The 13,402-nt window shown below is 39.2% G+C and carries 11 protein-coding genes; 9 read left to right on the top strand and 2 right to left on the bottom strand.

All coding sequences use genetic code 11. The annotated features are described in order from the left end of the window. Positions 1-5 precede the first annotated feature (5 nt). Positions 6-869, top strand: a complete 864-nt coding sequence (locus DCC39_RS10845) for a fructosamine kinase family protein (protein ID WP_116554923.1) — start codon at positions 6-8, stop codon at positions 867-869. A gap of 42 nt (positions 870-911) precedes the next feature. On the opposite strand, the gene DCC39_RS10850 is transcribed toward DCC39_RS10845, so the two are convergent. Continuing rightward, positions 912-2,120 carry a CynX/NimT family MFS transporter gene (locus DCC39_RS10850; protein ID WP_116554924.1) on the bottom strand — a complete coding sequence of 403 codons (1,209 nt, stop codon included), beginning with the start codon at positions 2,118-2,120 and terminating at the stop codon, positions 912-914. A 432-nt stretch (positions 2,121-2,552) separates the two neighbouring features. Between DCC39_RS10850 and DCC39_RS10855 the strand changes: the two genes are divergently transcribed. Next, entirely contained in the window at positions 2,553-4,625 is a 2,073-nt protein-coding gene (locus tag DCC39_RS10855) for a carbon starvation CstA family protein (protein ID WP_116554925.1), read from the top strand. A gap of 9 nt (positions 4,626-4,634) precedes the next feature. Further along, positions 4,635-4,826 carry a CstA-like transporter-associated (seleno)protein gene (locus DCC39_RS10860; RefSeq protein WP_240613611.1) on the top strand — a complete coding sequence of 64 codons (192 nt, stop codon included), beginning with the start codon at positions 4,635-4,637 and terminating at the stop codon, positions 4,824-4,826. 100 nt (positions 4,827-4,926) lie between these two features. Here the strand turns inward: DCC39_RS10860 and DCC39_RS10865 are convergent, their stop codons facing one another. Then, positions 4,927-5,943, bottom strand: a complete 1,017-nt coding sequence (locus DCC39_RS10865) for a DUF1646 family protein (RefSeq protein WP_116554926.1) — start codon at positions 5,941-5,943, stop codon at positions 4,927-4,929. Between the two features lie 168 nt (positions 5,944-6,111). Here DCC39_RS10865 and purU point away from each other — a divergent pair, with 168 nt between their 5' ends. The 6 genes from purU (at position 6,112) to DCC39_RS10900 (ending at position 13,394) form a co-directional block, all read left to right on the top strand. Next, the gene (gene purU / locus DCC39_RS10870; RefSeq protein ID WP_116554927.1) at positions 6,112-7,011 is read left to right on the top strand and encodes a formyltetrahydrofolate deformylase; all 900 of its coding nucleotides are present in this window, start codon (positions 6,112-6,114) and stop codon (positions 7,009-7,011) included. Between the two features lie 145 nt (positions 7,012-7,156). Beyond that, entirely contained in the window at positions 7,157-7,480 is a 324-nt protein-coding gene (locus DCC39_RS10875) for a PadR family transcriptional regulator (protein WP_116554928.1), read from the top strand. Next, positions 7,473-8,024: an HAAS signaling domain-containing protein gene (locus DCC39_RS10880; RefSeq protein WP_116554929.1), complete on the top strand. Its 552-nt coding sequence runs from the start codon at positions 7,473-7,475 to the stop codon at positions 8,022-8,024. Before DCC39_RS10875 ends, DCC39_RS10880 begins: the two co-directional genes overlap by 8 nt. A 1-nt stretch (position 8,025) precedes the next feature. Further along, positions 8,026-8,874: a DUF4097 family beta strand repeat-containing protein gene (locus tag DCC39_RS10885; RefSeq protein ID WP_116554930.1), complete on the top strand. Its 849-nt coding sequence runs from the start codon at positions 8,026-8,028 to the stop codon at positions 8,872-8,874. A 2,343-nt stretch (positions 8,875-11,217) separates the two neighbouring features. Then, positions 11,218-12,414 carry a M20 metallopeptidase family protein gene (locus DCC39_RS10895; protein ID WP_407071851.1) on the top strand — a complete coding sequence of 399 codons (1,197 nt, stop codon included), beginning with the start codon at positions 11,218-11,220 and terminating at the stop codon, positions 12,412-12,414. Positions 12,415-12,590: 176 nt separating this feature from the next. Further along, positions 12,591-13,394 (top strand): VOC family protein, encoded by an 804-nt coding sequence (locus DCC39_RS10900; protein ID WP_116554932.1) that lies wholly within the window; start codon positions 12,591-12,593, stop codon positions 13,392-13,394. The last annotated feature ends 8 nt before the right edge of the window (positions 13,395-13,402 follow it).

Consider the following 13,402-nt stretch of genomic DNA (forward strand, 5'->3'; position numbering starts at 1 on the left):
GCGTAATGGATCCAGCCATAAAAAAAGCGCTGCAAAAAGCCGGGGATGCCTCCATTTTAATACAGGCAAAGAGGGTGCACGGCGGTTCAATCAATGATAGCTATTATATCGAAACGGAGAAACGCAAATATTTTATTAAATATAATAAAAGGTCTCCCGAACGTTTTTTTGAAATGGAAGCAAAAGGATTGGAGCAAATTAGGAAAACGGACACGATAAAAGTACCGGACGTTCTTTCCTTTTCCGATGAAGAGAGCAATGGATTTCTTGCATTGGAATGGATCGACGGCAAAAAGAATGACGGCACGGAGAAAAGGCTTGGCGAACAGCTTGCCGCTTTTCATTCCACTTTTGGCAAGAAACATGGTTTTGAAGACGATACGTTTATCGGCCATTTGCCGCAACCGAACGGTTTGTACATAAGTTGGCTTGATTATTATAGGGACAAACGGTTAAAAGCGCAAGTAAAGCTAGGAATCGAAAGAAACCACATAGGCGGGAAGCGGAAGAAGCAACTTGTTAAGTTAGTGGAAAACTTGGGAAATTGGATTCCAAATGAAGTGAAGCCTTCTTATTTGCATGGTGACTTGTGGAATGGAAACTGGCTAGTCGGCCCAGAAGGGGAGCCGTATGTTATTGATCCGTCATTTTTGTATGGCGATCGGCAATTTGAGATTGCATTCACTGAGCTTTTCGGCGGCTATTCTCGTGATTTTTACGATGCTTATCAAGCGAGCTTTCCTTTGTCTTCGGACTATGGCGAAATTAAATCTCTCTATCAACTTTACTATTTGTTAGTACACTTAAATATGTTCGGTGAAGCGTACGGTCCAAGTGTTGATGCGATTTTAAATAAATACGTGCCATAAAAAGAAGAATGGGCTTACTTGATTCAGCTCATTCTTCTTTCTTTATGATGACTCTCCTTTCGATGGAACAGATACAAATTCGTTTCGACCCGCGCCGATTCCGGCTCCACACATTGCAACAGCAACAATAACCAAGGTCATCATTGAAGCTGTCCATGACAAGGTTTTATCGAAAAGAAACCCGATGAAAATTGGCCCGACTGCGGCCAACAAGTAACCAAAAGATTGCGCCATTCCTGAAAGCGAAGCTGCCTCGCTTGCATCCGCCGCCCGAAGGCTGAGAAAAGCAAGTGAAAGACTAATGCTTGATCCTTGGGCAAAACCAATGAAAATAACAGATAAAACTGCAAACATCAAGTTGCTGCTTATAAAGAGACCGACCAAACCTATGATATAGAGGAAGCTCACTGTGACAACAATCCCCTTTTGATTCGAAAGCTTGTCCGCAAGCATAGGTGTTATAAATGTCGATGGCAAGCCTGCAAATTGCATGATAGCCAAAAGCCAACCCGCTGCGGCGACGGTTATTCCCTGGGAATGGAGAATATCCGGCAGCCATGCGATCGTACAGTAGAACAAAAAAGATTGCAGTCCCATAAAAAGTGTAACCTGCCATGCAAGTGTCGAACGAAGGAGGGATTGCCGCTTTTGTACTGTCTGGCGTATCTGGCCGATTTTATTCTGCTTGCCTAGTTGCGGTGACCATAAAAGCAATGCAATGAAAGCCAAAGCAGCCCATATGGCTAGAGATGTTTGCCAGCCAAGGCCAAACGTTTGGGCTAAAGGAACGCTTACTCCAGATGCTGAAGCGGCAAAAATCCCCATAGATGTAGAATATACACTCGTTACAACGCCAACTTTCGTAGGGTACCTTTCTTTTACAATACTAGGAAGAAGGACATTACAAATTGCAACGCCCAATCCGATTAAAAATGTTCCTAATAACAAGGTTTCAATTAAACCAATGGAACGGATGCCAATTCCAACCGCCAAAAGAATCAGCCCAAGGAAAATCGTTCTTTCATTGCTGATCCTTTTTCCAATCTTTGGGGCAAGCGGGGATAGGGCCGCAAAAGAAAGTAAAGGAAGCGTCGTAATGAAACCCGCGACACCGTTTGAAATGCCCAAATCATTACGAATGAATGGAATAAGTGGGCCAACAGATGTAATTGCGGGGCGCAAATTAAAAGCAACAAAAATAATTCCAATGATAAGAAACGCTCGACGAGCATCATTTGCTGGCGATTGCATAGTTATTAGCCTTTCTTTTTACAAAATGAGTTACTCAGTTTGTTTTACCATAGAAAACGAATGCAAACAACAAAATATAAATAAAATGAATTAATGATTTTTTTCGAATATTTGATATAATAAACCTGCTAACTAAAAAAGAGGTATTTCTTTGTTGTATTTCTTGGTTCATGCGCAATCGAATTAAAGATGGATCTCACCAAAAACATAGGCAGCCGCGTTTAATACTCAAATTAGGATTTTCTGTACTAACGTTAACAGTCTTTTAAAACCAGTTTTATTTGCGGAAATTGTTGAATAGTATGTAAAGAAGCATATGATTCTTGTCGCTGCCATTCGCGTTTTAAATGATTATACGATAGGAAAGGTAAAGAAGGTTTGAAAGGCGTGTTCTTTATTACAGTATTAAGGATTGGTTAGGAGGAAAAAAGCATGAAGAAAGGCATTTTATCTGTACTTATTTGGACTGCCATTTCGATTGTTGGAGCTGCCGCCTTCGCTATATTAGGCCTTGCTAATGGTGAAACGATTTCTGCAGCATGGCTCGTTATTGCAGCAATTTGTACTTATGCTGTCGCCTATCGTTTTTATAGTAAATATATTGCCTATAAAATCTTTAAATTGAACGATAATCGAGCAACGCCTGCTGAGATTCATGATGATGGGAAGGATTATGTCCCGACAAATAAATGGGTATTGTTCGGACACCATTTTGCAGCGATCGCCGGTGCGGGGCCGCTTGTAGGACCTATACTTGCAGCTCAAATGGGTTATCTTCCGGGAGCACTATGGATAATTATTGGTGTCGTGTTAGCAGGCGCTGTACAAGATGCTGTTATTTTAATGGCTTCTATGCGTCGAAATGGGAAATCGTTGGGTCAAATCGCAAAGGAGGAAGTAGGCCCGTTCGGAGGAATTATTGCTTCCATCGGCATTCTCGCGATTATGATCATTTTAATTGCTGTGTTGGCACTAGTCGTTGTAAAGGCACTTGCTGACTCGCCGTGGGGCGTTTTTACGATTGCGGCTACAATTCCAATTGCAATTTTGATGGGGATTTATATGCGTTTTATTCGCCCCGGCAAGGTGCTGGAAGGTTCATTAATTGGCTTTGTTTTATTAATGCTCGCATTATGGGGAGGGCAATATGTAGCTGCTGACCCAACATTGGCAAAAATGTTTACTTTTACTGGGGGACAATTAGCGGTTTTAATCGGAATTTATGGGTTTATTGCATCGATCCTGCCAGTCTGGCTCTTGCTTGCACCGCGAGATTATTTAAGTTCTTTTTTGAAAATCGGAGTTATTTTCTTATTGGCAGCAGGCATTTTAATCGTTTTACCTGAATTGCAAATGCCAAAGATAACCCGATTTATTGATGGGACTGGACCGGTATTTGCTGGTAATCTATTCCCATTTTTATTTATTACAATTGCATGCGGAGCCGTTTCCGGTTTCCATTCCCTTGTTTCTTCGGGGACTACGCCAAAAATGATTACAAAAGAATCGCAAGCAAGAATGATTGGTTACGGCGCGATGTTAATGGAATCAGGCGTTGCAATCATGGCTTTAATCGCTGCTTGTGCATTGCACCCAGGCCTTTACTTTGCGATGAATGCTCCAGCGGCTGTAATTGGAGCAGATGCTGCTCAGGCGGCAACGGCCATTTCTTCATGGGGCTTCCAAGTCACTCCCGATGAAATAACAAATGCGGCAGCGGATATTGGCGAAGCAACGATTTTATCCCGTACAGGTGGGGCACCGACATTAGCTGTCGGAATGGCTGAGATTTTCACAAGTTTTCTAGCAGGGGCAAAAGCTTTTTGGTATCATTTTGCGATTCTTTTTGAAGCTGTTTTTATTTTGACAACAATTGATGCCGGAACAAGGATTGGGAGATTTATGCTGCAAGATTTAGTTGGGAACTTTTATAAACCGTTTGGCAGGACGAATAATCTTTTATCCAATGTGATTGCTTCTGCACTTATTACCATTGCTTGGGCGTATATTACTTACCAAGGAGCCATTGATCCATTTGGGGGAATTAATTCTTTATGGGCATTGTTCGGAATATCGAACCAAATGTTGGCAGCGATTGCACTTGCTGTCGGTACAACGATTATTATTAAAATGGGTAAAGCCCGTGCCATGTGGGTCACGATGATACCGTTTGTATTTTTATGCATTACTACATTAACGGCTGCATTCATGAAGCTATTCTCATCCGTTCCTGCAATTGGATTCTTTGCCCATGCGAAAATATATCAAGATGCGATTAATACAGGTGAAGTCCTTGCCCCGGCACCTAACATGGAAGTAATGAAACAAATTGTCTTTAATGATAGATTAGATGCGGTCTTTACGATTTTCTTTATCGTCATTGTTGTTTTGCTAATATTAGATTCCTTTCGGACTTGGTACGATATTCTAATTCGCAAGAAAGAAATAGAATTACATGAAACACCGTTTGTTCAGTCAACAATTTCAGTCGGTGATCGGAGGTAATAACAAGTGATGGAGATGAAAGAATTTATCAAACACGTGCGTTGTAATATTAAAACAATTTTTGGCATGCCCAACTACGAAAGATATGTGGAGCATCATATGCGGAAGTACCCGAATGAACCGATTATGTCTGAAAAAGAATATTATGTCTTCGTGTTGAAGGATAGGTATGAAAGTGGAAAAGTAAATCGATGTTGTTAACTAGTAGGTCAGCCTGCTAATTTGTTCAATTATCAGCCAGAAATGAAAAAAGAGATAACTCGCATACATAAAAGAGTTATCTCTTTCTATTCGCAAAATCCTATCCAATGAAGACAATGACTAAGAAGTAAACAACCATTGCGATAAGACCAACAGGGACACCGAAGCGGGCCCATTCTTTACTTTTAATGTCCAGTTTGCCCGCTGCAATAATGTTAGGGATATTACCAGGAATAAGCATTCCGCCGCTTATGAGAAGCCCAAGTAAAATGGCTTTCAGCGTGGGCTCGTCCATCGCCGGGCTAATTTCAGCCGCTGCAAGTGTTGCATTGTCGAGAATAGCTGAAATCATATTGATCCAGTACAAAATATATGGGCTTAAACCGAGTAAATACCGTTCAATAAATGGTTCAAAACCGGCGCCGAGAAGCGTTAATCCCATAACAAAAAGGTATACTTTCAAAGCGCGAACGATGATTTCTCCGTAGGATTCCCCAACTTTTTCGCTTTTTAATCCACTACCATTATCCTTCGGCTTGATAAGAATAGCCGCTAAAATTCCGAAGAGAACGACAGCAGAGATAACATCTGGCCCAATTAAGCGCAGCAAGTAAAAGAAATCGGCATCCAATTTGCTGACTGCGATCGTCGCTAACGGTTCACCGACTGGTGTTAAAGCTGCTCCTAGTCCAATTGAAAAACAAGCAAGAATCACGAGGCGAAGCTCGGATTCCCGATCTAAAGGCAATACGGAAACGATTGCCACGAGCACAAGCGCAGCAATGATCGCTGTGATGACACTCGAAATCAGCCCCAACACGATGACAATCAGGGCAAGAAAGACACGGAATGGAATGATTCGGCTAATACCGAGAAACCCTTTTTCCAATGGGGATTCCAGCCACTTGAATAAAAGGCCGGCAACAAAAACAGCAATCGTAATATGAATCGGGTCTTCGAGTGCTTTAAACCATAACGATTTATCGAGAACATGACTTATGAAGGCGGCAGCGATTCCCATTACAAATAAAAAGGCTTCCAAATTATGTTCGACTTGTTTGACAGTAAACGGCAAAAGTAAGACTAAAATAAGAATAATCGTTAATCCAATAATCATAAGCATTTTCCTTTACATATGTAAGTATTCGGACTTTTTAAATAAACAACTTCATATATTATAACAAAAAAACCTTTTTTTCGTCATAAAAATTTTCACCACCATTTCAATCTTTTGTTATTTGCAGTATAGTATAGTCATGAACGATTTAAAGAAGAGGGATAGAGCATGACGCCATATATCAAAGAAAGAATCGAAGCATTTAAAAAAGCAAGCCAAAATAGAGGGCGCTTATTGATTGACTGCCCTGATCAGCCTGGGATCGTTGCGGCAGTATCTGAATTTTTATATAAGCAAGGCGCCAATATTATCGAATCAAGCCAATATTCGACAAATCCGGAAGGCGGGCGTTTCTTCATCCGTTTTGTTTTTGAATGCCCAAACTTAAAGGAAAAAGCCAATGAAATCGAAGCCGAGTTCCAGCCAATTGCGAAGCGCTTTTCAATGGACTTTAAATTTACATACGTCTTTGAAGTGAAGAAAATGGCGATTTTCGTTTCAAAAGAATTGCACTGCCTGCTTGAACTGTTATGGGAATGGCAAAGCGGAGATTTAATGACAGATATTGCACTTGTAGTGAGCAATCATGAAGATGCTCGGCAAATTGTCGAACCGCTTGGCATTCCGTATTACCATGTTCCTGCGAATAAAGATATCCGCGCCGAAGCGGAAGCGAAGCAAATGAAGCTGCTTGAAGAATTTGACATCGATGTCATCGTACTCGCCCGATATATGCAAATTCTTACACCGAATTTCGTTGCGGCCCATCCAAACCGGATCATTAATATTCACCATTCGTTTTTGCCTGCCTTTGTTGGCGCCAAGCCGTATGAACGCGCTTATGACAGAGGTGTGAAATTAATAGGTGCCACGTCGCATTATGTAACGAATGACCTTGATGAGGGGCCGATTATTGAGCAAGATATCGAGCGTGTAAACCATCGAAACGACGTCGAAGATTTAAAGAAAATCGGCCGTTCGATCGAACGCAGCGTGTTGGCTCGCGCGGTGAAATGGCATTTGGAAGACCGCATCCTTGTCCACCGGAATAAAACAATTGTGTTTTAACAGCGTCCTAATTTGGGCGCTTTATTCTTAAAAAACTATCTTGCAATATACAGTAGTATATATTATCTTATAGATAAGGTATTTTTTTACGTCGGTACTAAACATTATTTAGTAGTGGTTTAACAACAGTAGGAGTTGGGAAACAATGAACGTTCAATTTAAAAAAGGTGTGCTTGAACTGTGTGTACTCGTTCTTATTTCTAATAAAGACCAATACGGCTATGAACTTGCGCAAAGCATTTCAAAACGCATCAATGTAGCAGAAGGGACGATTTACCCGCTGCTTCGCCGTTTGACAAAAGAAGGGTATTTCACGACGTACCTCGCTGAATCTTCAGAAGGCCCTTCAAGAAAGTACTACTCATTAACAAATAAAGGCAGAGCCTATATGAATCAATTAATCAATGAATGGAACGAATTCAGCAAGAGTGTGAATGAATTGATCGAGGAGGTTATCGGCAATGACTAAAGAAGATTTTCTGAAAAGTTTAGGGCGGGAGTTGGAGTTACAGAAGGTTCCTGAACATGACCGCAAAGAAATGCTCTATGACTTTGAAGAACATTTTGAAATCGCTTTGGCAAATGGGGAAAAAGAAGAAGACATTTCACGCAATTTGGGAAATCCAAAAACGATCGCAAAAGAGCTGCTTGTCGACTATCGCATTTCAAAAGCGGAAACCGATCGCTCTGTAAAAAATATTACCTACGCGGTCATCGCGACACTTAGCGTTAGTTTTTTCAATATCGTTTTCGTTCTTGGGCCAGTCGTCGGCATTTTCGGGGCTTATATCGGATTATGTGCAAGTGCGATCATATTAACCCTTTCTCCGTTGTTATGGGTCATATCGCTTTTATTAGGTTCTCCCAACATCTTAGGGTTCTTTGTCGCTGTAGCTTTTTGTGGATTAGGAATTTTACTGGGGATCGGTATGTATTACGCTGGAAAGTTTCTATACAAGTGGATTTTAAATTATATCAAATTTAATGTACAAATGATTAAAGGAGTCCATTAATATGAAAAAATTGGTGATGATCGGAATCGCGCTCGTTGTGATAGGCGGCCTAGGTATGTTCATAACTGGAACGACGAGCTTTTCTGTTGGTCCAAAAGCGCAAATTGACGAAGAGAAGCAGATGAACGCAGATAACATTACGAATCTAGATATTAAAGTCGACGTTGGAAAGGTTAGAATCAAAGAAAGTAAAGGTGATAAAATTGATGTCCATTTTCATGGCAAGACAGCAAAACATGCAAAAAAGAAATTTGACGTAAAGAGCGAATCAGGCACTCTGAATGTAACAGCTTTAATCGGTAAAAATGAGACATTTAACATCCCATATCTAAACATTGGTTTCGATTATAACAAAGATTATCCAACGCTCGATATACACGTTCCTAAAAAAACATTTGAAAAAATCGCAATAAAAGCAGATGTTGGCGAAATTCATCTCGGCGATATTGACGTGAAAGCGTTAAACGCTGCAAATGAGGTTGGGCAAATTGTTGTTGAAAAATTTAATGGCGATTCCGCGAGATTATCTTCATCCGTTGGCATGGTAAAAGTTAAAAGTGCCGTAGGGAAAATAGACGTTCGTACGGAAACGGGCACGATTGAAGTGACGATGGAAAAAATGACAGAAAATCTAAATGCAACATCAGAGGTCGGTGAAGTGAAAGTTATGTTGAAGGAAGTGCCAACAGATTTAAAACTTGATCTTGCAAGTGAAGTCGGCCGGGCCAAAGTAAAAGGGTTGACAGGGTTTGACAATCTTTCTGGCGGGAACATTAAGTCAAGCATAGGTGAAAATGGCCCGACTTTAAAAGTAAGGACAGAGGTTGGTGCGATTAGTGTTAGGCATTAAAAAAGAGGGGGCTGTCCTGAAAGTCATTGAAAAATGATTTTCTGTGACAGCTTTCCTTGTTTTTATCAAAAAATGCATACAAACAATCGCCCTTTTTAGTAGAATAAAGTTACCACAACAACACTCAGAAAGGCCGATTTTTTATGAGCAATCCGAAGATTACTAAATGATATGTATAACACACAAATGACACTTTCTTTAGAAGTAAAAGAGGAAAAAAGGCAAACTTACTCCTACATTTAAACCATACAATCGGCAAAGCTTCTATATTTATAATCTTCAAGAGCTGATCACTGAACATCATGCCGCTCGTGTCATTGATGAAATGGTCGAGTCCATTCCCGATGAGCAGCTATTTACCCATTATTCAGGAGGTGGGCGTCCTCCATTCCATTCAAAAACTTTGTATGCTTACTCTCAAAAAAGTGTATTCCTGCCGTAAAACTAGTTAGAATTTTTACTTTCATAACCATTTTTCCTATATATATAGAAAAAAAGGCATAAAGTTAATATAGTGCTAACAATTGTCATTAATGAAAAAAAAGAGTCATTAGTCATTATTTCCATGAACACATAGGTTAAAATAACAGTAAATAGAAGAGTTACTGAGTTGTAATTTCTGAATAAGAAATTTATTTGAAATAAACCAACTAAAGATAAAAAAAACTAAAGGTATTATAGTGAAACTAATAGAAAGAATAGACGAATACATTAACGATGAAAAGAAATCATAGTTCCTATTATTAAATCTAATAATGTACTGTAAGTTTAAGATTAATAAAAATATTACGTTAAAAGTTATAATAAAAAAAATAAACTTCTTGAGTATTTTCATTTTCCCACTCCATTTTTGGTAGATATGTCCATTTTAAATACTACCATAAGCAGGCTTCTAGTGTATCCAATGGCATTTAACCAATATCGAGACAAACTTGCGTCTCTTGGTACCACCAATCGTTATTTTTTTTGCCTGCTTTTTCTGTCGTAAAAAAATAACAAAATTGATATAATTGATAAGATTATGGAATAAATAAAAAGACAGGAAAATTTAGGGGTTGCTGATAAATACAATACATAAGGCAGAATCGTTTTTAATAACCGCGGTGAAGAAATACTTGCAGATATAAAAGCATTTGATCTTAATAAAAAACCTTTTACTACAAGTTTTCAAGGCATTTTGGAGTTGATTAATTCGTGTTTCCTAAGTGGACATTCTTCCAAATTATTACCTTACTCTTTTTAGTCATTGCTATGTTTTGTGCAGATTTGTATAAAAAAGATATTGCAGTTCCCATGTCGTCAAATTCATACTTGATTTTTAAACCTATTTTTTTGGCAATGCTTTTCATAATAATCGTTGTAGGTTGCTTTTATTTAATAACAATATTCCAAAATGAAAAAAAAACAATAATGTCGCATCCCATTTGGAGTAAAATGCATATTATTTCATTGCTGATTTTTGGCATTTCCACTTTTATTTTCATCGTTTTGGCAATAACTAGCCCTTTAGCAGAATGGGTACAGGAATGGCGGTGGATTTTGTACTTTATCATTTGTTATTTTTTATTTTTAATATATTGGCTTGTTCTATCGATAATTAATAAATATTCTACAAGTATCACAACAAAAAAGAAAATCCATCTATCTTATTTAACCACGGTTTTAATACTTTTTTTTATTATTTTTTTCCTCCCTTCCATTTAACAGATATTATGCACCAAATATTGTGTTCAATAAAAAGGGATGCAACATTTATATTAGTCTTATCGCCATGCTTCCATCGGCGATCTTTTTTATATGTTTTTTATCACGAGAATTGCATAAAAAATGTTTTAATATTCTGATTAATCTATTCCGAAAAAGTGCCAAAAAGGTAAAGCTTCAAGCAAAGGTGGCACTGTCCATTTGGTAAGATTATACAATTAAACGAAAGGCAACCTCGACAAAGATTGATTTATGGATTTTTGGCCAAACTTCCTTATCCAAATATAGGAGGGTTTCCAAATCGCCCTCTTTAGCCAGCAAGTGATTCGCAGACACAAGGGACGGCTACTAGAGGACAATTACCCACAACCGTTCTTTTCATATAGTTGTACCAGTTGATTTTATAACATTGATTGCCTAGTTTTTGGAACTGTTTTGGATCTTTATAAGGGGCGTCCAAAAGCGCCCTCTTTCTTGAAAGTATAAATTTGTCTCTTTCGCGAATTTAGGCCAATCCATAACCAATTTTTTTGATAAAAATGAATGAGTTAAAAAAAGCTTGAACTTTTTAAAACCACTGTTATAATTAATCACATAAATCTAATCGGAATAATATACTAATCAATTGGGGGAGTTAGTTTGAAAAACGTACTTCATCAAGATGTTTTAGATGCAATTTTTACAGAGCTTGACTCACACTTTGATGACGTTCAGAACTGGAGAAGGTATTTACACCAGTATCCAGAGCTTTCTTTTCAGGAAGAAAAAACCGCAGCTTATATTGCGGAAAAACTAACAAGCTTCGGACTTGAAGTGAAAACAAATATTGGCGGAAATGGCCTCGTTGGAATTTTGAAAGGAAAGGAACGAGGGAAAACCATTGCGCTAAGAGCGGATTTTGATGCACTTCCAATTAATGAGGAGAATTCGTTTCCATACAAATCACAAAACCCCAATGTCATGCATGCTTGCGGACATGATGGGCATACCGCTGCTTTATTAGGTACTGCGCAGACATTGAGTAAATTTCGGGAAAACATAAAAGGAACAATCCTTTTTATTTTTCAACATGCCGAGGAAAAACCACCGGGTGGCGCGAAATCCATGATCGAAGAAAATGTTCTTGATGAAGTAGATTACATATTCGGTGCACATCTTGCTTCTGACATTCCTTTAGGTAAAGCAGCTGTCGGGTCAGGGTACAAAATGGCCGCCGTGGATCGATTTGAAATTATCGTGGAAGGAAAAGGCGGGCATGGAGGAAGACCGCATCACTCGATAGATGCACTTGTTATTGGGAGCGAGATTGTCGATTCTTTGCAGAAGATTGTCAGCCGAAGAATTGATCCTTTGAAAGCAGCCGTAGTCACCATTGGAGTTTTTCATGCGGGTAATGCGTTTAATATTATTCCTGACACGGCAAGAATAGAAGGTACTGTCCGCACATTCGATGAGAAGGTGCGTGATCAGGTCGAAGAAGAAATTTACTCCATTGTAAATGGAATCACAAGCGGATTTCATGCAACATATAAAATCGATTACCTTCGCGGATATCCCGCTTTGTTTAATCATAAAAAGGAAACAGAAATTGTCCAAAAACTCTTGTCGGATGTCTTTACGGATGAAGCGATCATTGACTTTGAACCATCAATGGCAGCGGAAGATTTCGCCTATTACTTAAAGGAAAAGCCGGGAACCTATTTTAGAATGGGTTCGCAAAATGAAAACGAGAATACACATTATCCGCATCACCATCCAAAATTTGATATCGATGAGAAAGCTTTATTAAACATAGAAAAAGCATTTGTGAAAATCGTTTCACATTATTTATTTTAAGTCCGTGTACAAAAAGGAGGACAACGAGAGGCAAGAAGGTCGAGGAAGCGCAGATTTGAGCACCGCAGCGTATGTTTGTAGGATACGTGAGGAGCGGAAAAGCAAGCTGACGAAGAGATTCGCAGCCTATCGTTCCCGGACTTTTTGAACATCCTTTAAAGAATGGAGGCATAAATATGGGTTTTAAATTTGATCACTTAGTTCACTTTGTCGAGAAACCGAAGAAAGTGATAAAGGAATTGGAAAAAAGGGGAATACACGCTGTTGAAGGTGGCAAGCATCAAAATCACGGAACGTATAATGCACTTTGTTATTTTGACCTAAGCTACATCGAATTTCTCGGCACCTATGACAGGGAATTAATTAAACAAACGAAACACCCCCGGCATAGCATGAGAGAAACCATTGTAAAAAACAAGTTCAAAGAAGGTTTTGTCCGTTTTGCGGTGCGTACGACAGATATTGAAGGAGTAGCAGCTCGTTTCCGGGAGAAAGGCTTGACCGTAAATGGCCCTGTTCCTTTAAGTCGACAAAGGCCTGATGGCAGTGTTATCGAATGGCGGCTTTTGTATGCAGGTGATGAAAATGGCGCATTAGAATTGCCATTTATTATTCAATGGAATGAAAGCGATGAGGAAAGAAGAACCGACTTGATTGAGAGGCAAACCATTGTATCGCATCCATCCAAAGCAACTTTTTCACATCTTTCGCTGGCAGTGAATGATTTGGAGCAGACCGTTTCAAAATGGTCGCATCTGCTGGATCTAAACGAAGGAAAAGCGTTTATTGACAAGGATCTTCAGGCGAAATGCCAGACCTTGGAGCTTCCGGGTGGAAATTTGGTTTTCTGCACTCCGAATGGAGAAGGTGTTGTATCGGAGGTGCTTAAAAGGCAAGGTGAAAGCATATTTCAAGCAAATTTTTCTGGAAATACGAATGAAACATTTGAATTGTTTGGCGGCGTTTATAAAGTAAACTAACCTAAAAT

The sequence above is a fragment of the Pueribacillus theae genome (genome assembly GCF_003097615.1).
Lineage (GTDB): Bacteria > Bacillota > Bacilli > Bacillales > UBA6769 > Pueribacillus > Pueribacillus theae.

What these genes read in the sequence shown, in the direction of transcription:
- DCC39_RS10860 (WP_240613611.1), top strand. Translation starts at nt 4,635, where the DNA reads ATGGAGATGAAAGAATTTATCAAACACGTGCGTTGTAATATTAAAACA.
- DCC39_RS10865 (WP_116554926.1), bottom strand. Translation starts at nt 5,943, where the DNA reads ATGATTATTGGATTAACGATTATTCTTATTTTAGTCTTACTTTTGCCG.
- DCC39_RS10855 (WP_116554925.1), top strand. Translation starts at nt 2,553, where the DNA reads ATGAAGAAAGGCATTTTATCTGTACTTATTTGGACTGCCATTTCGATT.
- purU (WP_116554927.1), top strand. Translation starts at nt 6,112, where the DNA reads ATGACGCCATATATCAAAGAAAGAATCGAAGCATTTAAAAAAGCAAGC.
- DCC39_RS10880 (WP_116554929.1), top strand. Translation starts at nt 7,473, where the DNA reads ATGACTAAAGAAGATTTTCTGAAAAGTTTAGGGCGGGAGTTGGAGTTA.
- DCC39_RS10850 (WP_116554924.1), bottom strand. Translation starts at nt 2,120, where the DNA reads ATGCAATCGCCAGCAAATGATGCTCGTCGAGCGTTTCTTATCATTGGA.
- DCC39_RS10845 (WP_116554923.1), top strand. Translation starts at nt 6, where the DNA reads ATGGATCCAGCCATAAAAAAAGCGCTGCAAAAAGCCGGGGATGCCTCC.
- DCC39_RS10885 (WP_116554930.1), top strand. Translation starts at nt 8,026, where the DNA reads ATGAAAAAATTGGTGATGATCGGAATCGCGCTCGTTGTGATAGGCGGC.
- DCC39_RS10900 (WP_116554932.1), top strand. Translation starts at nt 12,591, where the DNA reads ATGGGTTTTAAATTTGATCACTTAGTTCACTTTGTCGAGAAACCGAAG.
- DCC39_RS10875 (WP_116554928.1), top strand. Translation starts at nt 7,157, where the DNA reads ATGAACGTTCAATTTAAAAAAGGTGTGCTTGAACTGTGTGTACTCGTT.